The 23,732-nt window shown below is 55.2% G+C and carries 23 protein-coding genes and 1 tRNA gene; 7 read left to right on the top strand and 17 right to left on the bottom strand.

The window, feature by feature from the left end; genetic code table 11:
- Positions 1–55: 55 nt before the first annotated feature.
- The gene (locus tag LK04_RS16865) at positions 56–979 is read left to right on the top strand and encodes a TIM barrel protein (protein ID WP_039334098.1); all 924 of its coding nucleotides are present in this window, start codon (positions 56–58) and stop codon (positions 977–979) included.
- 10 nt (positions 980–989) lie between these two features.
- A complete protein-coding gene (locus LK04_RS16860) occupies positions 990–2,159 on the top strand; it encodes a Gfo/Idh/MocA family protein (RefSeq protein WP_039334100.1) in 1,170 nt (389 codons plus the stop codon).
- A 129-nt stretch (positions 2,160–2,288) separates the two neighbouring features.
- Here the strand turns inward: LK04_RS16860 and LK04_RS16855 are convergent, their stop codons facing one another.
- From LK04_RS16855 to nac, 6 genes are all read right to left on the bottom strand, one after another.
- Positions 2,289–3,026 carry an amino acid ABC transporter ATP-binding protein gene (locus LK04_RS16855; RefSeq protein WP_039334103.1) on the bottom strand — a complete coding sequence of 246 codons (738 nt, stop codon included), beginning with the start codon at positions 3,024–3,026 and terminating at the stop codon, positions 2,289–2,291.
- Between the two features lie 9 nt (positions 3,027–3,035).
- Positions 3,036–3,797, bottom strand: coding sequence for an amino acid ABC transporter permease (locus tag LK04_RS16850; protein ID WP_039334105.1), 762 nt, complete (start codon positions 3,795–3,797; stop codon positions 3,036–3,038).
- A 5-nt stretch (positions 3,798–3,802) separates the two neighbouring features.
- Positions 3,803–4,498, bottom strand: a complete 696-nt coding sequence (locus LK04_RS16845) for an amino acid ABC transporter permease (RefSeq protein WP_039334109.1) — start codon at positions 4,496–4,498, stop codon at positions 3,803–3,805.
- Positions 4,499–4,520: 22 nt separating this feature from the next.
- Entirely contained in the window at positions 4,521–5,273 is a 753-nt protein-coding gene (locus LK04_RS16840) for an SDR family oxidoreductase (protein WP_039334110.1), read from the bottom strand.
- Positions 5,274–5,401: 128 nt separating this feature from the next.
- Positions 5,402–5,815: an acetyl-CoA carboxylase biotin carboxyl carrier protein gene (locus LK04_RS16835; RefSeq protein WP_039334111.1), complete on the bottom strand. Its 414-nt coding sequence runs from the start codon at positions 5,813–5,815 to the stop codon at positions 5,402–5,404.
- A gap of 114 nt (positions 5,816–5,929) precedes the next feature.
- The gene (nac, locus tag LK04_RS16830) at positions 5,930–6,853 is read right to left on the bottom strand and encodes a nitrogen assimilation transcriptional regulator NAC (protein WP_039334112.1); all 924 of its coding nucleotides are present in this window, start codon (positions 6,851–6,853) and stop codon (positions 5,930–5,932) included.
- Between the two features lie 450 nt (positions 6,854–7,303).
- On the opposite strand from nac, the gene LK04_RS16825 reads away from it, so the two are divergent.
- Complete coding sequence (locus LK04_RS16825; RefSeq protein WP_039334113.1) at positions 7,304–8,506, top strand: pyridoxal phosphate-dependent aminotransferase; 1,203 nt, start codon at positions 7,304–7,306, stop codon at positions 8,504–8,506.
- 376 nt (positions 8,507–8,882) lie between these two features.
- Here LK04_RS16825 and LK04_RS16820 read toward each other — a convergent pair whose 3' ends face one another.
- Genes LK04_RS16820 through LK04_RS16805 form a run of 4 tightly spaced genes read right to left on the bottom strand, consistent with a single transcriptional unit; the run spans position 8,883 to position 12,210 of the window.
- The gene (locus LK04_RS16820; RefSeq protein ID WP_039337320.1) at positions 8,883–9,653 is read right to left on the bottom strand and encodes a 5-oxoprolinase subunit PxpA; all 771 of its coding nucleotides are present in this window, start codon (positions 9,651–9,653) and stop codon (positions 8,883–8,885) included.
- Between the two features lie 21 nt (positions 9,654–9,674).
- On the bottom strand, positions 9,675–10,661 hold the full coding sequence (locus tag LK04_RS16815; RefSeq protein WP_039337321.1) for a biotin-dependent carboxyltransferase family protein: 987 nt from the start codon (positions 10,659–10,661) through the stop codon (positions 9,675–9,677).
- Positions 10,658–11,368, bottom strand: coding sequence for a 5-oxoprolinase subunit PxpB (pxpB, locus tag LK04_RS16810; RefSeq protein WP_039337323.1), 711 nt, complete (start codon positions 11,366–11,368; stop codon positions 10,658–10,660). The genes LK04_RS16815 and pxpB overlap by 4 nt, the downstream gene beginning before the upstream one ends.
- 2 nt (positions 11,369–11,370) lie before the next feature.
- Positions 11,371–12,210 (bottom strand): transporter substrate-binding domain-containing protein, encoded by an 840-nt coding sequence (locus LK04_RS16805; protein ID WP_039337325.1) that lies wholly within the window; start codon positions 12,208–12,210, stop codon positions 11,371–11,373.
- A 257-nt stretch (positions 12,211–12,467) separates the two neighbouring features.
- Here LK04_RS16805 and LK04_RS16800 point away from each other — a divergent pair, with 257 nt between their 5' ends.
- A complete protein-coding gene (locus tag LK04_RS16800) occupies positions 12,468–13,388 on the top strand; it encodes a DMT family transporter (protein ID WP_059109814.1) in 921 nt (306 codons plus the stop codon).
- Between the two features lie 95 nt (positions 13,389–13,483).
- Here the strand turns inward: LK04_RS16800 and LK04_RS16795 are convergent, their stop codons facing one another.
- Positions 13,484–14,179 carry an RraA family protein gene (locus LK04_RS16795; RefSeq protein ID WP_059109813.1) on the bottom strand — a complete coding sequence of 232 codons (696 nt, stop codon included), beginning with the start codon at positions 14,177–14,179 and terminating at the stop codon, positions 13,484–13,486.
- A gap of 12 nt (positions 14,180–14,191) precedes the next feature.
- On the bottom strand, positions 14,192–15,703 hold the full coding sequence (locus LK04_RS16790; protein WP_039336702.1) for an MFS transporter: 1,512 nt from the start codon (positions 15,701–15,703) through the stop codon (positions 14,192–14,194).
- Between the two features lie 421 nt (positions 15,704–16,124).
- Between LK04_RS16790 and LK04_RS16785 the strand changes: the two genes are divergently transcribed.
- The gene (locus LK04_RS16785) at positions 16,125–16,523 is read left to right on the top strand and encodes a cupin domain-containing protein (RefSeq protein ID WP_039336699.1); all 399 of its coding nucleotides are present in this window, start codon (positions 16,125–16,127) and stop codon (positions 16,521–16,523) included.
- Between the two features lie 243 nt (positions 16,524–16,766).
- Here LK04_RS16785 and LK04_RS16780 read toward each other — a convergent pair.
- The 5 genes from LK04_RS16780 to aspA all read right to left on the bottom strand — a co-directional run bounded on the left by LK04_RS16780 (position 16,767) and on the right by aspA (position 22,411).
- Positions 16,767–16,842 (bottom strand) — tRNA-Phe (locus tag LK04_RS16780).
- 135 nt (positions 16,843–16,977) lie between these two features.
- The gene (dicD, locus tag LK04_RS16775; RefSeq protein ID WP_039337484.1) at positions 16,978–17,556 is read right to left on the bottom strand and encodes a division control transcriptional repressor DicD; all 579 of its coding nucleotides are present in this window, start codon (positions 17,554–17,556) and stop codon (positions 16,978–16,980) included.
- Between the two features lie 66 nt (positions 17,557–17,622).
- The gene (locus LK04_RS16770) at positions 17,623–19,323 is read right to left on the bottom strand and encodes a protein-disulfide reductase DsbD (RefSeq protein WP_059109812.1); all 1,701 of its coding nucleotides are present in this window, start codon (positions 19,321–19,323) and stop codon (positions 17,623–17,625) included.
- A gap of 83 nt (positions 19,324–19,406) precedes the next feature.
- The gene (locus LK04_RS16765; protein WP_039337152.1) at positions 19,407–20,708 is read right to left on the bottom strand and encodes an anaerobic C4-dicarboxylate transporter; all 1,302 of its coding nucleotides are present in this window, start codon (positions 20,706–20,708) and stop codon (positions 19,407–19,409) included.
- 266 nt (positions 20,709–20,974) lie between these two features.
- Positions 20,975–22,411 (bottom strand): aspartate ammonia-lyase, encoded by a 1,437-nt coding sequence (gene aspA / locus LK04_RS16760; protein WP_007886584.1) that lies wholly within the window; start codon positions 22,409–22,411, stop codon positions 20,975–20,977.
- Between the two features lie 374 nt (positions 22,412–22,785).
- Between aspA and LK04_RS16755 the strand changes: the two genes are divergently transcribed.
- Together LK04_RS16755 and LK04_RS16750 are read left to right on the top strand one after the other, a co-directional pair.
- On the top strand, positions 22,786–23,238 hold the full coding sequence (locus tag LK04_RS16755; protein ID WP_039327422.1) for an FxsA family protein: 453 nt from the start codon (positions 22,786–22,788) through the stop codon (positions 23,236–23,238).
- 192 nt (positions 23,239–23,430) lie between these two features.
- Positions 23,431–23,724 carry a co-chaperone GroES gene (locus tag LK04_RS16750; protein WP_021507766.1) on the top strand — a complete coding sequence of 98 codons (294 nt, stop codon included), beginning with the start codon at positions 23,431–23,433 and terminating at the stop codon, positions 23,722–23,724.
- Positions 23,725–23,732: the final 8 nt, after the last annotated feature.

Genomic DNA, 23,732 nt, shown 5'->3' with positions numbered 1-23,732 from the left:
TGAAGGTGAAATTTTTATTTGATACTTGCGCTATCCACTACCGCAAGGAACGATCATGACTATTCATATTGCTAACGCACCCTGCAGCTGGGGTGTCGACGATCCGAAAAATCCTTTTCTGCCGCCGTGGCAGAAAGTCCTCACCGAGGCAGCTCAGGCGGGTTACAAAAGCATTGAACTCGGCCCGTGGAGTTATCTGCCCACCGATGCCAGTGAACTGCGTCAGCAGTTAGAGGCGCATCAGCTTTCGCTGGTGGCAGGCACGATCTTTGATGATCTGGTCAGCGAGGCGAACTTCCCCGCCATGGTCGAGTTGACCCACAACATCTGCCGCAACCTGTCACAAGTGCCGACTGCTGAGAAAACGCACGCGGATAACCTTCCCGCGCCCTATCTGGTGATTATCGATTTTGGTAATCCAGAACGCGCGAAATACGCCGGGCAGTCAGATAAAGCGCCTCGCCTTTCCCGCGATGACTGGCAGCGCATGATGCAGCACATCACCACCCTGAGCCAGATCGCCTGGAACGAGTATGGCGTACGTGCAGTGATCCACCCGCATGCTGGCGGCTGCATTGAGTTTGCCGACGAACTGGCGCAGTTGGTGCAGGATATCCCACACGAGGTGGCTGGCTTATGCCTCGACACCGGACACCTGTATTACTCCGGCATGGACCCGATTCCGTACCTAAGCCGCTATTGGGATCGTATCGATTATCTGCATTTCAAAGACGTGAACGACGCCGTCTGGCGCGATGTGATTGCGCGTGGGGTGGACTTCTTTGCCGCTTGCGCCGAAGGCGTGATGTGCCCAATTGGCAAAGGGGCGATTGATTATCCAGCGGTGCGTGCTTTCCTCGCTGAGCGCAACTATCAGGGCTGGATCACCATTGAGCAAGAGCGCGATCCGCGCAACGCGGACACCAGTCTGCGTGACGTGACTGCCAGCCTGCACTATCTGCAATCGGTCGGATTCTAAGGAGAACATCATGATTAACGGCATTAAAGCACTGAATCGTTCCCTGCGCTGGGGCATGGTCGGCGGCGGTGGCACCAGCCAGATAGGTTACATTCATCGCTCTGCAGCACTACGTGATGGCAACTTTGTCCTCCAGGCTGGCGCGTTTGATCTTAATGCTGAGCGTGGTCGCGCCTTTGGTGCCTCTCTGGGGGTCGATGCCGAGCGCTGTTATCCCGACTACGAAACGATGTTCGCCGCTGAGGCCGCGCGTGAAGATGGCATCGAAGCGGTGTCCATCGCGACCCCCAACAATACCCATTTCACCATCTGCCGTGCTGCACTCAATGCAGGCCTGCATGTGGTGTGTGAGAAACCGCTCTGTTTCACCACTGCAGAAGCGGACGAGCTGGAAAAACTCTGTGCCGAGAAGAAAAAGATCATTGGTGTCACTTACGGTTATGCCGGACATCAGCTGATTCATCAGGCACGCGAGATGATCGCTGAAGGGCTACTGGGTGAAATTCGCATTATCAATATGCAGTTCGCGCACGGTTTCCATAATGAAGCTGTCGAGTTGCAAAACGAAAGCACCAAATGGCGTGTCGATCCGCGGTTTGTCGGACCAAGCTATGTGCTGGGGGATCTGGCAACGCATCCGCTGTTTATCGCCGAAACCATGGTGCCTAAACTGCAGGTGAAACGCCTGTTGTGCAGTCGCCAGAGCTTTGTCAAAACCCGCGCACCGCTGGAAGATAATGCCTTTGTCATGATGGAGTATGACAACGGTGCGGTGGGCACCATGTGGGCTTCCGCCGTCAACTGTGGTTCGATGCACGGGCAGAAGGTGCGCGTGATTGGCGAGAAGGCCAGCCTGGAGTGGTGGGATGAGCAGCCAAACCAGCTGCGTTATGAAGTGCAGGGTGAACCGGTGCAGATACTGGAGCGAGGGATGGGTTACCTGCATCGCACGGCACTGGCGGACGATCGTATTGGCGGTGGCCACCCAGAAGGGATGTTTGAAGCCTGGTCAAATCTCTATCGTCGTTTTGCGCTGGCGATGGATGCCACCGACCGGGGCGATGAGGCATTCCTTGCTGATTTCTGGTATCCGGATGTGCATGCCGGTTTGATGGGCGTGCGCTGGGTTGAGCAGTGTGTGCAGTCAGCGGATGCCGGTGCGGTGTGGGTGGATTGCTAAAGATAGCTCGGTGATGAAAACGGTCGGCATAACTGCCGACCTTACACTGTTTTCGTGCCGCATTTCGTTCGGGCGCGATGTATCGCGCGAGGTTGAAATACGCGCAATGAATTGCGCCGCGACGTTACATCAATGCGATCGCAAATCACTCAAAAAGCGCTGCGCACGCGGGTGCTGTGGCTGATTGAAGAAGTTCTCAGGCGTCGCTTTCTCCAGAATTTGCCCCTGATCCATAAACCAGATGGTATCCGCCACTTCGCGGGCAAAATTCATTTCGTGCGTCACACACATCATGGTCATGCCTTCCTGCGCCAGACTGCGCATCACCGACAAGACTTCGCCGACCATCTCGGGATCGAGCGCGGAGGTCGGTTCATCAAACAGCATCACCGGTGGTTTCATCGCCAGCGCACGGGCAATCGCCACGCGTTGCTGCTGGCCGCCGGAGAGCTGTGCCGGGTAGGCATCCGCTTTATGGGATAACCCCACTCGCTCCAGCAACTCCCCCGCCTGCTGGCGCGCCTCGGCACGTTTCACACCCAACACTTTCATCGGCGACATCATGATGTTTTCAGCCACCGAGACGTGTGGGAACAGGTTGAAGCTCTGAAACACAAAGCCAATCCGGGTGCGCAGATGGTTCAACCGCGTGCTGCTGCCGTGAATATCAATGCCATTAAACACAATTTGGCCGTTATCAATCGGTTCGAGGCGATTGACGGTGCGGATCAGTGTCGATTTACCCGAACCGGACGGACCACACACCACCACTACTTCACCGGTGTTGATTTCGGCACTCAGGTCAGTCAGCGCCTGATAAGCGCCGTACCATTTGTTGACCTGATTAAACATGATCATTGGGCTCATAAAGCTTCCTTATTGCGAAGAGGTTTTAGTCAGCATCACCGCGGGTGCCACATTGGCATTGGCATTGGCCTGCGGCGGTTGGCGACGTTTCTGCGCAATATGCGCTTCGAGTTTATTGGCAAGCCAGGTGAGGCTGAAGCAGATGATGTAATAGCTCAGCGCCACAATCGCAAATACCTGGAACGGTTTCGTCAGTAACTGGTTGCTCACCTGATTCGCGGCAAAGGTCAGCTCCGGTACGTTAATCACGTAGCCGAGCGTCGAGTCTTTGATGATCGACACCAACTGGCTCACCAGGCTTGGCAAGGTGTTGAACAGCGCCTGCGGCAGAATCACCAAACGCAAGGTTTTGAGGTGGCTCATACCCAGCGCACGTGAGGCCTCATACTGTCCGTGTGGCAAGGCCTGAATGCCGCCACGTACGATTTCGGCGATGTAGGCACTTTCGTAAATCACCAGCGTACACAGCATGGTGGCGAAGCCGCTGATGTTGTGGCCAATCAGTAGCGGTACGCAGAAGTAGGTCCAGAACACCACCATCATCAGGGGAATGCCGCGCAGCAAATAGACCCAGCAGGTGGCAGGCCAGCTCAGCCAGCGCCACGGAGACAGTCGCGCCAGACCCAGCAGCACCCCGATGGGGAAAGCAAAGAGCACGGCCAGCACTGAAATCAGCAGGGTACAGAGCACGCCGCCCAGCGGGCCATTAGGGTACTGGCCCATTAACAGCAGCATGCCGTTGTCATGCAAAATGGTGAAAATCTCAAACATTGCCATTACCTCGCGTAGACGCGTTGGAAGCGGCGGGCCAGCAGCGCGCCAAGGCCCATCAGCAGCAGGGAGAAGAACAGGTAACCCACGGTTGCCACTAAGTAGGACTCGAAGGTACGGAAAGTCTGGTTCTCAATATCACGGGTGACATAGGTCAGCTCCGCCACGCCGATGACCATCGCCAGACTGGTGTTTTTAAACAGCAGCACGGTGTGGTTAATGACGGATGGCAGCGCGTTGCGAATGCCCTGTGGCAGGATCACGGAACGCATGGCGCGCACATAGCTCATGCCCAGTGCGCGAGCCGCTTCGTTTTGTCCATCAGGAATGGCGCGCAGGCCGCTGCGAATGTCTTCGGAGAAATACGCGGCCTGACACAGTCCGAGCGCAACCAGTGAGAACAGAAACTCAGCGTTGTAATCGACTATCAGCATCTGCACGGATTCCGGCAGCAGCGTAGGGATCGCGAAGTACCACATCATTAACTGAATTAAGGTGGGCACATTACGGTGATAGGAGACATACGCTTTGACCAGCCCAACGGCAATACGATTTTCCGTCAGGCGGATCACCACCAGCAGCAGGGCAAGAACCATTGCCAGCAGCCAGGCACCTAACGCCAGTTCAAGGGTGACCACCGTTCCGTCAACGATCATCTGGCCGTAATGGCCGGTTATCACACTGCTGAAATCAAGTGCCATACAGTTACCTCTTAGTACGGTATTACGCGGTGCGGTCGCCCGGTCGCATAGTGGAAAGACCGCCCGGCACCTGCAGCGTCGGGGTGATTTCGATGTTGCCGATATTCACCGCCACCGGGGCAGAGAGCGCAAAGGCTACGCAGTCGGCGATGTCTTTGGCCTGCGGCAGTTCGAAGCCATCAATGAAGCGGCGGCGAGCGTCATCGTGGTCGCCAGAGACATTGCCGAAGATATCGGTGGCGACACGGCCAGGGCAGATTTCGGTGATACGCACGCGTTTGCCATAACAGTCAACGCGCAGCTGGCGTGACAGGGCATGCACACCGGCTTTGGTGGCGTGGTACACCGAGTTGCCGTTGAAGTTGTAAATCGCGGCAATCGACGTGATGTTGAACACATGGCCACGGTCACGAGCCACCATGCCAGGGACCAGCAAACGGCACAGGTGTAAAACCGCACGCAGGTTGACGTCAACTTGCGTCTCCACCACATTCTCATCTGCGTCGAGGATTGAGCCAGGGTGCGACAAGCCAGCGTTATTCACCAGAATGTCGATCTCGAGATCTTTGCACAGTGCCGTCAGCGCATTAACGTCACTGACATCCACCGCATGGGGAATGCAGCCAGTGCGATCGGCCAGTGCGGCCAGTTGTTCCTTGCGACGCGCGACGGCGTGCACGGTGATGCCTTCTTTGCACAGACGCTCAACAATCGCTTCGCCCATACCGGCGGATGCGCCAGTGACCAGCGCGGTTTTATAATCTGAAAATGGCATTTGCCTCTCCTCGTCTCGCCGAAGGTGTTGTCGGCGTAATTGGTCTTTTTTGACTTTATGCAGTTATGCCGCAAGGGCATAAGACATAAAAACTTTGAGGCGATAAGTGCCCCTTATAACCCGATTATTTACTCACTATCTGACTGAATAGTCATGATTTCTTCCGCATATTCAACCGGGCTGTTCGAGGGTTGAGTCAGTTGGTGTACACGCCCTTTTAGCGGGCTGAGCACCGGAACATACAAGGGGCCAACCTGCACCACGGCGAGCAGATCCTGAGCTTCTACCTGCTGACCGGGCTGAACAAAATCCTGTTGGCTAAGAGGATGGCGGCGCAGCAGCGTACCCGGCATGGGGGCGCCAATCGCCTGTGTCGCCGGTGGGGTTTCCTCTGCCAGGATAACGGGGGAGGGGCATGCTGGGGCGAAGGTCAGACGTACTGACCACTGTTTGCCCTCAAGTGCCAGACTGTTGAGGCCGGAGCTTTGCATTTTGCGCGCCAACGCACGCAGCGTGGGCAGCGGTATCGCGGTTTTTTCCATGGGGTTCCCGTCAAAGCGAAACACGCCCGCCTTAGCGGGCAACAGACCAAATCAATCTAGCGCGTTCGCCAGGCGGGCTGTAAGAGGGTTTCGCTTTGCGGTAATAAGCGGGTCTTATCCCACCAGGGTCAGCGGATGGTTCTCGACATTGCGACGAGACATCAACGACAGCAGAATCGATTTCACTGCTTCAGCTGGCTGGGAGAGCGGCAGGTGGTCGGACATACAGAACGACAGTGAGGCCTGTACATCTGGCTCAACTATCTTCGCCATCCAGGTATCACCGTTTTTCAGCAGCGCACGTGCGGCAGACTCCGGCATGATGGTGGTGCCTAAACCTGCGCTGAGGGCGGCATTCAGCGTGGTTTGTGATTCGATCTCGCATTTCACGCGATACTGCAGGTTGTTTTGCGTGAAGGCGTCATCCAGTACTTTGCGCATGATGTTATAAATGCGCGGCAGGAACAGGTCGTATTGTGCAACCTGTGCCAGCGGAATTTCTTTAACCGGTTTCGCCAGGCTGAACGGGCAGACGAAGCATAAATCTTCTTTCATCAACGGCATGAAGCGCAGGCCATGGATGCTGCGATGATCGTAGATCACTGCCATATCCATGCGTCCATTCATGATCAATTCGCTGAGCGTGGTGCCGAAGTTTTCATTGAAATACAGCACGATGCCAGGATGCTGTTGCTGCACTTCCATCATCAGCGGCAACGCGAGGTTTTGCGCGGCGGTGCCAGGTGCCAGACCCACCGAGACGCTGCCGCTGAGAGATGCACCCACCAAATCAATCGCACTTTGCGCCTGTTCGCACTGGCGCAAAATGGACTGGGCATGAGAATAGAGTGTTTTGCCTGCTTCGGTTGGCGTGACCCCGCGCTTGGTACGGATCAAGAGCTGTTGATTGACTTCCCCCTCCAGCGTGGCCAGCTGCTGGCTGAGCGCAGGCTGAGCGATATGAAGAATATCTGCGGCTTGAGTCAGGCTACCGACATCAACAATTTTAACAAAATACTTCAGGCGACGAAGATTCATGGGCACTTCCCTCCAAAAGAACGCATATCGGTATCAAGCAAAGTTGATGCCAATATAAGCTTTCGTGATTGAACTCAGACAGGAGGGTACGGCTACCGGGCCTCCTGAGGCTGGTGCTGAGTTTGCGATCCGCCGATCTGGCGGGTGTTGAAAAAAGCAGCGATGCACCGAAAGGGTGCATTTTACCCATCAGCATTGCCAATGGCGGGCAAGGAAAATCGTGGGTTCGAGATGTGGCTCGCGGATAAAAGTAACACTTTATTAACATTGCGTCAGGCGCATGGGCGTGACCTGCCGCGCAATTTTATGCCAATCCCAAACCTTTATGACAAAAGTGTGGAGTCGGTCCAGTCATCGCTTTGTGTTATATCACCACAACAAAGCTCTATTATCGTGGCCTCGGCCCTAATCCTATGCTCAGGGAAACTGACACCGAACCCAGGATTGACCATGCCCGAGATAGCCGATCGATTAAAGAATGTCACCGTTTCCGCCTCCGTAGCCATGACCCAGAAAGCGCGCGACCTCGCGGCGCAGGGCGTGGATGTGGTGGCGCTCTCCACCGGTGAACCTGATTTCCCCACACCGCCTCATGCTATTGAAGCCGCTTACGCCGCCGCGCGCGCGGGTGATACGCGTTATCCACCAACCGACGGTACGCCTGCACTGCGCAAAGCGATTCAACTGAAGTTCAAGCGTGACAATCAGCTGGATTATGACGTTAGCCAGATTCTGACCGCGGGTGGCGCGAAGCAGATCATCTTTAACGCCATCATGGCCACCATCAATCCGGGTGACGAAGTGGTGATCCCTACGCCGTCTTGGATCAGCTATGCCGATATCGTGAAATTTGCTGGCGGCGTGCCCGTGCCGCTACCGTGCGCGCAGGAGAACGGATTTAAGCCGTTGCCCGCCGATCTTGATGCTGCCATCACGGATAAGACCAAATGGCTGCTGCTGAACTATCCGAGTAACCCTACCGGTTCGGTTGCCAGCAAAGCTGAGCTACTGGCGCTGGGCGAGGTGCTGTTGCGCTATCCGCAGGTGTGGATCATGACCGATGATATCTATGAACACCTGATTTATGACGACGTACGTTTTTACACCCTGGCGCAGGTTGAGCCGCGCCTGTATGACCGTGTGCTGACGGTGAACGGCGTGTCTAAAGCTTATTCAATGACGGGCTGGCGCCTCGGCTTCTGTGGTGGCCCTGTCCCCCTGATTAAAGCCATGAGTAACGTCAATACGCAGAACAGTGGTGGTGTGTGCACTTTGACGCAAGCCGCAGCGGTGGCGGTACTGGAAGGCCCACAGGATCTGCTGCAGGAGCGTGCAGGTATTTACCGTGAGCGCCGTGATTACGTGCTGGAGCGCCTGACCTCGATTGACGGTTTACGCTGCCATAAGCCAGAGGGCGCGTTTTATCTGTTTGTAAATATTGAAGGATTGATTGGCAAAACCAGCGCGGGTGGACGATTGATCACCAATGATGCTGATTTTGTGCTGGCGCTGATCGAAGAGCAGCACGTGGTGACGGTGCAGGGCGCCGCTTACGGGATGAGTCCTTTCTTCCGTATTTCTTACGCCACCAGCATGGAGCGTTTGCAAACCGGTTGTGATCGCATCGCAGCGTTCTGCGCCGGTTGCCGTTAAGGGATATAGACGAGAGAGATAAATGGCCGCGTAAAGCGGTCATGTTTGTCCGTTAAGAACTCAGGCTGCTTATTGATAAGTGGCCTTTCTTTTCTGTGCGGGTCTGTGCGGGCTCTGCCGCCACTACTGCCCCCTCTGGGCCGTCCTCGCGCCGCTGACGCGGTACCTTCGACTTCCACGTCGTGCCGGACGGACCGTTCGCGGATGACCATCCATGGTCGGCCGCGAACTGCCCCACGCCTCCCCGCGTGGGGCTCCTGGCCCAACGTAAAAGTCTCAGCGCTGCGGATAACCCTGAGGGGGCTCCAGACGGCGTTATCGTCAGTCGCTTAACTGACAATCATTACGCGCAAACCGGCCATTTTCTGGGGCGTGATTACTGCGCGACGACTTCTGCGGCGGGTGCCACCTGATGGCCGCTGGCTTCAATTTCACTGCGCACAATAGTCGCGAGCGCCAGTGAACCCGGCGTGTCGCTGTGTACCAGAATCGAGCGCGCACGCACGCTAATCTCTTCCCCTTCGAACGTGGTCACGGTGCCATGCTGCAGGAACTGGCGCACGCGGGCGCGCAGCGCGGTCTCTTCTTTAATTACGGAACCGGCAATGCCGCGCGGCACTAGACGTCCTTGCGCATCATAAGCGCGATCTGCCAGGAACAGCGTCAGGGTTTTCAGTCCCACCTGCTGCGCCGCACGCTCAATAATGGTATCGGGTTGGGCAAACACAATCAGATCTGGATTGATGCGGGCGATCAGCGCCATCACCTGCTGTGCCAGTGCCTCATCGCGATTGACGATATTGCCCATCGCTGCATGGAAGCTGAAGTGTGACACTTTGGTGCCTTCCGCCTGGGCAATCGCCGTCAGCGCACCCAGTTGATACGCCACCTGCTGGCAAATCTCTTCGGCGCTGAACGGTAATTCACGGCGGCCAAAACCCTGACGATCGGGCAGGCCGGGATGGGCGCCAATTCCAACACCGTTCTCTTTGGCCAGCCGTACCATCCTGGTCATGATCGCCGGATCGCCCGCGTGGAATCCGCAGGCGATATTGGCTGATGACACCACCTTCATTAACGCAGCGTCATCGCACAGTTGATAAACGCCAAAGCCTTCGCCCATATCGGAATTCACATCAATCTTCATGGTTTGGGTTCCTTACGAAAGTTATGCCGTCAACGCTTTGCGCAGCGGCGGGCAACTGAGACGCAGACGGCTGAGCCAGCGTGTGACTTCCTGATCGATCGCTATCGCTTCACGCGCATCGCTCTGGATCAGCTGGATCGACTGGCCGGGAAGCACTTGTCCCAAACGCCACAGATCCTGCTCGATCACCCCGGCAATCTTCGGGTAACCGCCTGCGGTGTTAGCATCGCTCAACTGAATAATGGGTTCGCCGCCAGGTGGCACCTGCACAATGCCCGGTATCAGGCCATAGGAGCGCATTTCGATGGTTTCAGAGGGGAAAATCGGATCGCCCGCCAGCCGATAACCGGTACGGTTGCTTTGGTTGGAAACCTGCCAGGATTGTTGCCAGAAGCGCGGTGCATCAGCAGCAAACAGCGGATATTCACCCGATGGAATCGCGCGTAGCTGAATCTCACCGGCACTGTTACGCGGGAAATGCGCGCTCAGGGCGCTGTCCGGCGGTTCGATGCCAATCCCACTGGCGGGAAGGGCTGAGGCGTGCGATTCACCCAGCGGCAGCCGATCGCCGCGTTGTAATGGACGGCCTTCCAGTCCACCAAAGCTGCCGCGCAGTGCGGTGCTTCGTGAACCCAGCACCACGGGCACGTCAATGCCGCCCGCGATGCAAAGATAACCGCGCGCGCCACTGCGAGGGTAACGCATTTCCAGTACCTGGCCCGCCCGCACGCCACAACCCCACCAAGGCGGCAGGGGGACGCCATCCAGCGTGGTACGGCAGTCTGCGCCCGTCACGGCGATACTGGTGTCTTGCAGAAAGCGTACGCGAAACGGGAACAGTTGAACTTCGATCGCCGCGGCATTCTCTTCATTCCCCAGCAACAGATTGCCCGCGCGCAATGCCAGGGGATCCATCACACCACTGACCGAGACGCCCATATGGCGAAAATTAAAGCGTCCCAGATCCTGCACTGTGTTAAGCGCACCGCTTTGTTCAATCTCAATCACAGTTCAATCCTCTGCGGCAGGAAACGAATACGATCGCCCGGTGCCATCAAGGCTGGCGAGGATGCCAAGGGATCAAACACATCCAGTTCGGCAAAGCCGATAGCGTTCCAGCCGTTGGGGCCGGTCAGCGCTGACACACCCGCCTGCGCGCCACCAATGGTCACCGTGCCTTTCAACATACTTAGCGACGGTACTTTCTTCCTTGGCGTAGCCAGCTGCGGATCCAGCCCGTGCAAATAACCAAAGCCTGGCGCACTGCCCAGGGCGAACACCGTGTATTCGCTCTGATGGTGGCGACGCACCACTTCGCGCGCGCTAAAGCCGGTGTGGCGGCAGACCGCATCGATATCGATCGCGTGTTCGCCGCCATAATGCACCGGGATTTCAATCAGTTTGCCTTGCGGACTGGTCGCCTGAGCCTGATCCCACGCCGCTTGCAGGCTAAGACGAACGGCGGCTTCATCAACAGGGATGTGGCGGAAGAGCACCAGCAAATTGGTGACGCCAGGAATCAAGGCTTCAACGGCTTCATCCGCTTGCAGCAGACGTGCCAGTGACCAGATGCGGCGTTGGGCGGAGAGATCAAACCCACCCGGGGCTTCCACCAGCCACGCACGCGCGCCGATGGTGGAAAGGGTAATCGCGGAGGAGCAAGCCAGCGCGGGGGCACTGGCGGGCTGGATATCAGATGGCGACATCACGGGCATGGTTATTCCAGCGGTTCAAATTTCAGACTGGAGAGCGGCTGTACGCGCTCTTCACGCACCATCTTGTATTCGGTGTTTGGCCCAATCCAGGTGTTCCAGATTTTATCGATGGTGCCGTCATCGTCCATGGCTTTCAGGCCACTGTTGACGCTGGCGAGCAGCGCCGGTTCATCTTTCTTCATGCCGACACCAATCGGCTCCAGCGCCATCGGCTCTTTGATCATCGCCAGATCGATGCCGTCTTTTTTCGCCTGAGCAATGGTTTTGATACCGGTCATGGTGTTGGTGACGAAGCCTACAGACTTGTTCTGTTCCAGCGCCAGGAACGCCGAAGCGGAATCCTGGAAGGTCACGGCTTTGCCACCCTTGATATGGATCGACTGCTCAGAAGTGGTGCCTTTGGTGGCGCTGATGCGTTTGCCCTGGAAGTAGCTCAACGGCTTATCCGCCAGCGGAGCTTTGACCAGCAACATCTCCTTCGCTACGTAGTAGGGATCGCTGAACTGGATCTGATTACCACGGGTCTTGGTGTAAGCGAGGTTAGCAATCAACACATCGGCGCGGCCGGTGGCAATAACGGCAATACGTGCCTCAACGGATGTCGGCACCAGCGTGAGTTTGACATCCATATGTTTGGCTAACGCGGTACAGAGATCGATATCCATCCCAGCCAGCTGGCGCGTTTGTGGATCCGGTGAAGAGAACGGAGGCACGTCAGAGTAAACGGCACACTTCAGTTCGCCGCTGGATTTAATGTTCGCCATCATGTCTGCCTGCGCCGCCGAAATCGCCAGCAGTGGCAGCAGTGCCAACCCGATGGTAGTACGTCTTTTCATGGTCATGTGCATTCCCTCAATAGTGGATGCTGCCTCGCAGCGCAAAAGTTCGCTTTTCTGGACTATATCGGCTTTGTTTTACGTCGAAAAAGAGGGAAAGCGTTGCATGCAATAGGGAAATGATATGACCCAAGGCGATAAGTTATTTCTATTCAGGTAGAGCGAAAAAGTGTTATCCAGCGCACAGTTTTCTCCTTAGTGTGAAGCGCGTTGTCCTCTCGGCAATCCTGCCGATTGCACGCAGTAGAGAGAAGAGAAAGCGCATGAATCCCCGTTTAGGCGTGTTACTGAAGATATTTGCCGCGCTCTGCGCCACTTTGATGTTGGCCTGTGTGAAAGGCCTCAATGGCGCAATGCCCACTGGCGAAGTGATCTTTTTCCGCAGTTTTATCGCGCTGTTCCCCTTGCTGATCTGGCTGAAATTCCAGGGAAACGTGCTGGAAAACCTCAAGACGCGCAACCTGTTTGGCCATTTCATTCGTGGTTTTTCCGGCACTGGCGGCATGTATTTTAACTATCTGGCGCTGGTGTATATCTCGTTAGCCGATGCCACAGCGCTCAGCTATGCCGCGCCTTTGTTTACGGTGATGATGGCGGCGATGCTGCTGAAAGAGCGAGTGCGAGTGTCCCGCTGGGTGGCGGTCGTGGTGGGATTATCCGGCATTCTGATCATGCTCTCGTCCAGCCTCGCGGCCAGCGGTGGTGTGCTGGCCGGCGGTGCCAGCAGTGCGACGGCCAGCCTTGGCGTGGCGTTTGCGCTGATTGCGGCACTCTGTACGGCGACCTCCAATGTGCAGATCCGCTTCCTTAATGGCATCGAAAAGCCCGGCGCGATTGTGTTCTATTTTTCATTGATGACCACGCTGATTGGCCTGGCGACCGCGTTCTTTGGTTGGGCGAAACCTACCGGCTTGCAGCTGTTGTTGCTGGTGGGGTGTGGCTTGTTTGGTGGGCTGGCGCAAATTCTGGTCACGCTGAGCCTGCGTTATGCCGATGCCTCATTACTCGCCCCCTTTGATTACACCACGCTGGTATGGTCGATGCTGATTGGTTATCTGTTCCTCAACAGCTTGCCTGGTAGCACCACCATCTTTGGCGCATCGATTGTGGCGCTGGCTGGGATTTTTGCGGTGTGGCGCGAAAACCGGCAGCGCAAGTTGGCGATGGTGAGCACCACGCCGTGATATGTACAGTGGGGGGCGGCCTTTAGGCCGCTCGCCGCCACCATCGGGCGTGCCAAGGCACGCCCCTACCAAATAATCGTAGCGCCTCTAACCCCCTACCGATAAACATCATCAATAATCTCGACCTGCTTATTGTGCAGCGTCTCTGCCAGCCAGCCGCGCTCCAGCGAACCGGTTTTTGCCAGCTCGAAGTTACGCTCATCCACGATTAAATAGGCCTGTGCCGCTTCAAGAATGCGTGCCGCATCCTGACGTGGAATGATAATCACACCGTCGGCATCCCCCAGCACAATATCGCCGGGCGAGACATGGATCTTGCCGCAGGCAATCGGCACGTTAATTTCGCCTGGGCCATCTTTGAACGGACCGCCGGGGGTATGCCCAGCGGCATAAATCGGGAAGTCCATGCGTGATAAGCCGTCGATGTCACGTACCGGGCCATCAAGTACAATCCCTTCCATGCCACGCTGTCTGGCGTAAGTGGCCATCACTTCACCCATCAATGACTGGCTGCGGTCGCCCTCATTCGACAGAATAATCACATCGTTTGGCCCGGCCATATCCAGCGCTTTGTGCAACATCAGGTTATCGCCGGAACGTGCTTTCACCGTGACTGCCAGACCGCACATGATCGGTTTTTGTGGCGCGGTTTTCAGGCTGATCTCCGCTGACAGCGCGGGTAGGCGGCTCATGCAGTCCGCGACCACCGCGGCGGGTAAACAGCGAAAGGCTTCCAGTAAGGGTTCGGCATCAGCTGGGCGACGAAGATAAATACGGTTTCCTGCGGTCATTTTATTCTCCTGTCAGGATTTACTTGGGTTTATAGGGGTAAGAGAGGGATTGGCTCGCTCTTCACGGGTGAATGCGCCGGAGAGTGGCGTGCCATCGACGGTGTCGTAATGGCGAAGTGCCTGCGGTTTCAGCCAGCGCTGCACGCGGGAAGGCATATCAAAACCAATCAGCAGCATCACCACGAAGGTCAAGCCAAAGGAGAGTCCACCCAGTGCACCGCCCAGCGACGCATGCTGCGCGATCAGTGCACCCAACACCGGTGCTAATGCACCACCCAGCGAGCCGATGTTGTAGATAAAGCTGAGATTGGCGGCACGCTGTTCGGTATCGAAATAGCCGCTGATCATTTTCGCCAGTAGCCCGCCGACACCCTGGCTGAATAGCTGCTGCAAGAAGATGAGCAGGCACAGCAACCACACATTCGAGCCGTTCAGCATAAACACCGGGATGATCAGCAACTGGGCGACTAACAGGCTGAGAACATAGGTTTTGCGTGTGCCTATCCGATCGGCAGCAATGCCCGCCACGCAACAGCCCAGCCCCATGCCAAAGCGGCTGAAGGAGAACACTAACGCCACCACCTCAGGTGAATAGTGCAGATCGGTTTTCAGGTAAGTCGGTAACAGCGCATGGATCGGCCACCCGTAAAGGAAGACGCAAATAATCGTCACCGTTAGCATCAGGCTGGTGGGCCAGCGATCGCCGCCACTCTGCACCAGGAAGCGAATAAAAATAGCGGCCGTGGTGATGGCTAACAGCGCGGTTGCCCAACCGGAGCTTTGATGATCGAAACAGAAGTAGAGCGCAACGGCAGCAACAATCCCTAGCAGTATGTTGAGGTTATTCCGTAAGCGATTGGGGCTGCGAAACAGCGCATCAATCATGGTGACGGCGGGTTGTGAGGCTTTCGCCTTCGCGGCGGCCCACTCTTCAGCTTCTGGGATGGCACGTCGTAGCCATAAGGCATAAAACACCGGGATGATGCCGAGGTAAAACAGCGCTCGCCAGCCCCATAGCGGCACCACCCAACTGTAAGCCAGCACCGATAAAATAGCGCCAGCGGAGAACCCTGAATTAAGAAAGGCACTGGCTTTGTTACGCATGTCTTTTGGCCAGGTTTCGATGGCATAAGCGGAACTGGTGCCATATTCACCCGCCATGCCAATCCCGACCAGAACACGGGCAATAAACATCCATGTATAATTCGGCGCAATACCGCAGGCGAATGTTCCGCCAGCAAATAATATGATGCTGGTGATCATGGCGCTTTTTCGGCCATATTTATCACCCATTGCACCCAGCGCTAATCCACCAAACCAGCGTAAGATAAAAGCAGCGGAAATTAAGGCCGCGGCTTCTGCTGTCGAAACATGAAATTCAGCCATTATTTCGGTAAGCACCAGGGTAATAATGACGAAGTCAAATCCGTCCAGCAAATATCCCATCCATGCAGCCCAGAATGCCTTCCATTGCTGGCGGTTAAGCCTTTTATACCACGGCAACGCGATCGTCTCTTCAGGCATAATTCACTCCCGATGCAATGACAGAGTAGGGGGATCCCGGCTGTTATCAACAGCCGGGTATCAGAGGTTATTTTTCTGTTTGAGCAAGAATACGGGATAAATGGCGTGTTACGGAGTGTGTGTTACGGCTTACGAAGTCACGATCACGAAATATTATTTAGGGATGCGTTAACTATATGATAAATAATTTTATTGAAATTTTTTATGGGGGAATAAATTAATATTATGACCTGAGGTTGTTTTATTGTTTCCCCTTAAAAGAATAGTTTTAAAACATCCTATTCTTCCCTGAAAGACCCTGTAACGGTAATCGGTATGATCTTATGAGTCCTGCTCATAGGCGCTTGCGTGATTGTTGTCTTAATCGCATCCAGTCCCCTTTGCTACAGTAGAGTCATTGATAAAACAGAGGACAAAAACCATGTTGCGATTCATCAAAAACGGCTCCGTACCCTCACGTAAAGGTCCAGCAGAGTATTTCACCGGTACGGTGCGTTTGGATGCCCCTTTCCAGGCTGATGCCCCTGCACGCGTAGGTGGCGCAACGGTGACATTCGAGCCGGGCGCGCGGACTGCATGGCATACGCATCCGCTCGGACAAACTTTGATTATTGTGCATGGGCAAGGCTGGATTCAGTGTGAAGGTGAGGCGATTCAGGTGATGAATCAAGGTGACATTATCTGGATCCCAGAGGGTGTGAAGCACTGGCATGGCGCAACCCCGGATAACGCGATGTCGCATATCGCCATTGCTGAATCGGTGGACGGTAGCCCGGTGACCTGGATGGAGCAGGTGAGTGACGAGGATTATCGGTTGTAGTCTATTAAGGGATGCTGAAAGGCATCCCGTAATTCAAAGTCTCAAAACCAGCTGTTGTTTGTATTAGCTATCAAGATATGAAGTTTAATAACGTTCCTTTTCTGGCACTTTAATCGGTATAGGACGAGTTAAGTGCCAAATTTGGAACATAAGCAGTGCTGTAAGTTGATAGCTGGTAGGGGGGAACAGAATGACAAACGCAGAAAAGCAAAAACCCAGCTATAAGCTGGGTTTTCAGAATGTTGGTGCCCGGACGCGGAATCGAACCACGGACACGGGGATTTTCAATCCCCTGCTCTACCGACTGAGCTATCCGGGCAACGGGGCGCATTAAACCTTAATGGCTCACAACCGTCAACGGCTTTCGTCAAAAAAACGGTGCAATCGTGACTGATTGCTTGCTTTTCAGGCAGGCTGACCAAAATATCACCCTGCGCTTTACCACGCCCGTGGATCAGCTCAGTGCGCCGTTTTGACGACACAACGCTATGCTCAGCACATCCTCGGCCAGGCGGCGAGCGGTCGCTACGTCCTGTACGTTACGCTTTACCAGCAGCTTGCTGAGGCAGCCCTCAAGGATCAGCTCCATTTGATCGGCCACCATGCTGGGGTTATCCAGCGCCAAATCCACCAGGATCTCATGAGTAAACTGCCATGAGCTGCGTTTTTGCTGCTCGGCAAGTTGATGCACCGGTTGATCGGGTTGCGGATAGAAACTACAGGCAGCGATAAACAGGCAGCCGGGGAAGCGCCCTTTATTCACGTGTTCACTCAACACTTCATAGCGCGCCAGCAGTTTTTGAGCGGGAGTGAGATGTTCATTGAGCTGCACCTGACGGCGCCAGCTATCGATTTGCTGGCCGTGATAACGCAGGGCGTCATACAGCAGGGCATCACGGTCGGGCCAGAAACGCTCAAGTTGTTCCTTTGTTAGCCCGGTCTCGCCGGCCAGCTGTTGCAGGGAAGTGGTGGCGGCTAATCCGCTCTGCTCAAGCACATTCAGCGCATGCTCAAGAATCTGTTCACGTTGCAAGTGACTCTCCTCTGGAGTGCGGGCCCGTTCGCGGGCGAACGGGCAGTGTCCTGCAACCAGTGTCGTTTAACGCGGCAGATTGTGCAAATGCGCGCTGAAGTCTGCGGCACTCAGGAAACCGGTCACGCGCGAATCAGGGATTTCTTTACCCTGCGCATCAAAAAACAGGATGGTCGGTAATCCGAGCACCTGTAAATGCTGTAGCAGTGCATTGTCTTGCGCACTGTTGGCGGTGACGTTGGCTTGCAGCAGCTGTATCTGGCTCAAATCGTTTTGCACGCCTTGGTCGCTGAAGGTGTATTTTTCAAACTCTTTGCAGGCCACGCACCAGTCGGCGTAGAGATCAACCATGGTGATGCGGCCCTGTGCCTGCTGCAAGGCGCTATCCAGTTGTTCGCTGCTGGCAATGGTTTTGAACGGCAGATGGGCAACGGATTGCACGCTGTTGCTGCTGCCAAAGGCCCAGTCTTGCAGCGGACGCGCGGCCACCAGTGCCGCCGCCAGCATCACGATTTGCAGGATGCGCCATTTGCCCTGCGCACGCAAGCTGAGGCTGAACGCCCAGGCAAAGAAGGCCACGCCAAGCAGGCTCCAGAGACGCAACCCCCAGGTATCGCCGATGACGCGCTCCAGCAAGAACACCGGCAATGCCAGAATCACAAAGCCAAAACCCTCTTTTACGCTCTGCATCCAGGGGCCACTTTTTGGCAGCAGCTTGTTACCAAACATCGTGACGGCAATCAGCGGCAGGCCCATACCGAACGCGTATAACCATAGCGTGCCGGCACCGGCCCACAGATTGCCGCTCTGGGCGATATACAGCAGGATGGCGCTGAGCGGCGCGGTGGTGCAGGGCGAGCAGATCAATCCTGCCAGCGCACCCATCATAAACACGCCAGGCAGCGAGCCACCTTGTTGGCGGTTACTCCAGAGCGTCAAGCGGGTTTGCAGGCTGGAGGGCAGTTGCAAAGTGAACAGGCCAAACATTGACAGGGCCAGGACGATAAACAGCACCGACAAGCCAATTAAAACATACGGATGTTGCAGTGCAGCCTGGAAACGTAAGCCCGCCGCCGCAACGACCATGCCGAGCAGGGTATAGGTCAGCGCCATGCCTTGCACATACACCATTGCCAGCGCAAACAGGCGGCCCACCGAATAGCGACGTGGTCCACCCAGAATGATGCTGGAGATCAGCGGATACATCGGCAACACACAAGGCGTGAAGGCGACACCGATACCAATCAGCAGCGCCCAAAGCGGTGAAAAGGGCAGTGGCGTTGAAGAGGGGCCAGGTTGAGCCGTGACCGCTGGCGCAGCAGAATTCAGCGCGACAGGATTCAGCGGCACGGAGCGGGTTTCAGGTGGATAGCAGAACCCGGCAGCAGCACAGCCTTGGTAGGTGACCGTGAGCGTTGCACCTGCATCGGCCTGACGTAGCGTGATCGGCAGTTGCAGATCCTGCGGATAGATTTCGCTTTTGCCGTAAAACTCATCTTCATGCGGCTTGCCCGCTGGCAGGGCAAGGGGGGCTATCTGCGCCTGTTGCGGGGTGACGTGAATTTGCTGGCGATACAGGTAATAGCCATCCTTCACCTTCCAGCTCAGCGTCAGCTGATTACCTTGCTGGCTGAAATCAAAGCCAAAGGCCTGGTCGACCGGCACAAAGCGGCTGTTGTTATTGGGTGAGAAAATATTCGCGTGCGCGGAAAGGCAAAACAGCAGCGCAAAGCAAAGGCCCATCAGGCGGGAGAGTCGTGCAGCCATGACGATGTAATCAGCTCCGTTGGCAAATAGGCCGCGATGATAACACGGCCGCCTCGCCTCGAGGTTTTCAGGATGTAACGGCGCTACAGAATCAGGCTACCAAACAGGAAGCCAAACGCCACTGAGAAGGCGATTGCCAACACGCCGGGAATAATAAAGGAGTGGTTAAAAACAAACTTGCCGATTCGGGTGGAGCCGGTGTCATCCATCTCTACTGCCGCTAACAACGTGGGATAGGTTGGCAAAACAAACAGCGCGGAGACAGCGGCAAAAGAAGCGATGGCTGCCAGCGGTGACACGCCTAACATCAGGGCGGCGGGCATTAGCGCTTTGGTGGTGGCGGCCTGTGAGTAGAGCAGGGTAGCGGCGAAGAACAGCACCAGCGCCAGCATCCAAGGATAGCTTTGCAGCATATCGCCCGCGACGGTCTGGATATCGGTCAGATGTGCTTTAACGAAGGTATCACCGAGCCAGGCGACGCCCATCACACAGATACAGGCGCTCATGCCGGATTTAAAGGTGCTGGCACTGAGGATCTCGCCGGTATCCACTTTGCACGTTAGGCAGATCAGGGTCGCGACGGTCAGCATAAAGACCACAATCGCTTCGTTACGTGGCAACACTGGGTTGCTAATCAGCCCAACGCTGTCACTGATTGCGGTGGCGTACAGCACCACAGCAGCAATCCCCAACAGGAACAGCAGCACAGAACGTTTGGCGCCCGGTTTGATGTCATAAACACGTTCGCCGCGTAGCGTGACTTCACCCTTGGCCAGACGCGCCTGGTAAACCTCGTCCTCTTGCAACTCTTTGCCGAGGAAGCTGGTGATCACCGCTGCACAGAAAATGGCGGCCATGGTGGCGGGGATTGACACGGCAAGCAGCGCCAGATAGCTGACGCCGCGCGGTTCAAGAATCGACGCAAAGAACACCACGGCGGCGGAGAGCGGAGAAGCAGTGATGGCGATCTGCGAGGCGACGACGGCAATCGACAGCGGGCGCGAGGGACGAACACCTTGTTCTTTAGCGACTTCAGCAATCACCGGCAGGGTGGAGAATGCGGTGTGCCCCGTGCCGGCCAGTAACGTCATCACATAGGTGACCAGTGGCGCAAGGAAGGTGACATACCGTGGGTGTCGACGTAATAACCGTTCGGCCAGACCCACCATATAGTCCAGCCCACCGGCAATTTGCATCGCGGCAATCGCGGCGATTACCGCCATGATAATTTCGATCACATCGAAGGGAATGGCGCCGGGTTTCATGCCGAAGAAGAGTGTCAGCACCAACACGCCAAATCCGCCAGCAAACCCAATTCCAATGCCGCCTAAACGCGCACCGAGCCAGATTGCCAGCAGAACAATCAATAACTCCACACCTACCATTCATTCCGCTCCTGAGCCATGGGGGGAGATCCAGACTCTTAAAATTGTATACCCTTCCTACTTCAAGGTGCAGGTGCGTTGGCTACGTGCATTCACCTCAGTCACTGACTTCAGTAAGCTCCTGAGGATTCATGCACTTGCCGCCTTTCTGAACCAAGAGTAGGCCCCATGAGGGGTCTCGAATTATTTTGGGTATGGTCGCCATAAGAAAAAAAGCACGCCGTATTGTATACAAGCGTGCTTTTGGCGATTTGATCCGGAACGGATTACTGTTCGTTTTCGTCGGTGTAGCGTTTGGCTTTATAAGTCGGATGCATCAGGTTCTGGATAGAGAAAATATCATCCAGCTCTGCTTCGGTCAGTAGGCCGCGCTCCAGCACCACTTCACGTACGCTCTTACCGGTTTCTGCACAAATCTTGCCGACGATATCGCCATTGTGGTGGCCGATATAGGGGTTCAGATAGGTGACGATACCAATCGAGTTGAATACGTAAGCTTCACACACCGCTTTGTTGGCGGTAATGCCGTTAACGCATTTTTCCAGCAGGTTGAAGCAGGCGTTGGTCAGAATGCTGATCGACTCGAACAGCGCCTGGCCAATGACCGGCTCCATGACGTTCAGCTGCAACTGACCCGCTTCTGAGGCCATGGTGACGGTAATATCGTTACCGATGACTTTGAAGCAGACCTGATTCACCACTTCTGGCACGACCGGGTTCACTTTGGCTGGCATGATCGATGAACCTGCCTGCAGTTCAGGCAAGTTGATTTCGTTCAGGCCCGCACGTGGCCCGGATGAGAGCAAGCGCAGGTCATTACAAATCTTCGACAGTTTCACCGCCAGACGTTTCAGCGCTGAGTGCACCATGACGTAGGCACCACAGTCCGAGGTGGCTTCGATCAGATCTTCTGCAGGCACCACCGGCAGGTTGCTGACTTCAGCAAGGCGCTGTACCGCCAGTTGCTGATAGCCATCAGGGGTGTTGAGACGGGTACCGATTGCGGTCGCGCCAAGGTTCACTTCCAGCAGCAGTTCTGCGGTGCGCAGAATACTGCGTGTTTCTTCATTCAACAGTACGTTGAAGGCGTGGAACTCCTGACCCAGCGTCATCGGCACCGCATCCTGAAGCTGCGTACGGCCCATCTTCAGAATGTTTTCGAACTCGACCGCTTTACGCTGGAAGCCTTCGCTCAGCTGGCTAATGCCGTCCAGCAGTTTCAGGATGGAGGCGTAAACCGCGATACGAAAACCGGTGGGATAAGCATCGTTAGTTGACTGACACTTATTCACGTGATCGTTGGGGTTGAGGTACTGGTATTCACCTTTCTGGTGGCCCATCAGCTCAAGGCCGATGTTCGCCAGCACTTCGTTAGTGTTCATGTTAACCGAAGTCCCCGCGCCGCCTTGATAGACGTCAACCGGGAACTGATCCATGCATTTACCGTTATTCAGCACTTCATCACAGGCTTGAATAATGGTGTTAGCAATGTTGCGAGGGATTGTTTGCAGCTCTTTGTTGGCGAGCGCGGCTGCTTTTTTCACCATCACCATACCGCGAACAAATTCCGGTATGTCGCTGATTTTATTATTACTAATGTAGAAGTTCTCAATCGCACGCAGAGTATGAACACCGTAGTAAGCGTCTGCCGGAACTTCGCGCATGCCTAACAGGTCTTCTTCGATACGAATGTTGTTCGCCATGATTACCTTCTTATTATTTCTGCGGTGTGGCTGCCAGGCGACCGGGATGGTCGGCGGCAATCACTGTGCAGGTGAAGCAATTATATTGTCGTGGAATACCCGCACCGACATTTTATCCATCTTCGGGCTGGCGGGCACGATCATATTCTGTTGTTACAGAATTGTTTGTGCACAGATCACTTTACGGGCATTTGCTGGCCCAGCGGTAATAACGATATGTGATGTAGTTCGCAATTTTAAGTCAGTGGGAAAAATTTGGCAGGATCGGTTGAAATCATGGGTTCAGATGCCCATCTCTATCAATACGGTCTTACAGACCATCCCATTCTGCTGCCTGGCAAATAGCGAGGCAGCTCTACTCACAGGAGATATCGGTGCGCTGGATACCGTTCGTGATTTTTTTTGTTCTGGCCTGGATTGAGATCTCAATTTTCATTCAGGTCGCGCATGCGCTGGGCGTGCTGCTCACCATGCTGCTGGTGATTTTCACCTCCTGCATTGGTGTTTCGCTGGTGAAAAACCAAGGCATGAAGAACTTCCGCCTGATGCAGGAGAAGCTGGCGCGTAACGAAAGCCCAGCAGCGGAGATGACCAAAAGCGTTTCACTCATCATCTCTGGTTTCTTATTGCTGCTGCCGGGATTCTTTACCGACTTCCTCGGTTTACTGCTGCTGTTGCCGCCGGTGCAGAAGCATCTGACGCTGAAATTGATGCCACATTTACGTGTGTGGCGGGGGCCGGGCGCGGGGCCAGACAGTGGTTTCACCATGGATGGTGAATATGAGCGTAAAGATCAGGATCGTATCGGGCACGACAAAGATCACTGAGTTATCGAAGGCGGCGCAAGCCGCCTTTTTGCTGTCTTTTTCGTCAACGGTTACAAAAACGAAAATTTTTTATTTTTTGCCCCTTGAAAGCCGTTTTTCCTGACCCTATCTCTCTCTCCACGAGGCCGGAAGCCATGCAGTCCGGTTCAACCCCAAAATGAATGATTGGACTTCTCAAAGGAGAGCTACCAAATGAAAATTCGTCCGTTGCACGATCGCGTTATCGTCAAGCGTAAAGAAGTTGAAGCTAAATCTGCTGGCGGTATCGTTCTGACCGGCTCAGCAGCTGGTAAATCCACTCGCGGTGAAGTCCTGGCTGTTGGCAATGGCCGCATCCTGGAAAACGGCGATGTTAAGCCACTGGACGTGAAAGTTGGCGATCTGGTTATCTTCAGCGAAGGCTACGGTGCTAAAACTGAAAAGATCGACAACGAAGAAGTTCTGATCATTTCTGAAAGCGACATCCTGGCGATTGTCGAAGCGTAATTACGCGT

It is taken from the genome of Pantoea vagans, assembly GCF_001506165.1.
In the GTDB taxonomy this organism is placed as follows: domain Bacteria; phylum Pseudomonadota; class Gammaproteobacteria; order Enterobacterales; family Enterobacteriaceae; genus Pantoea; species Pantoea vagans_C.
The sequence above is the reverse complement of the archived record's forward strand: the minus strand, read 5'-3'. Positions and strand labels throughout refer to the sequence as shown.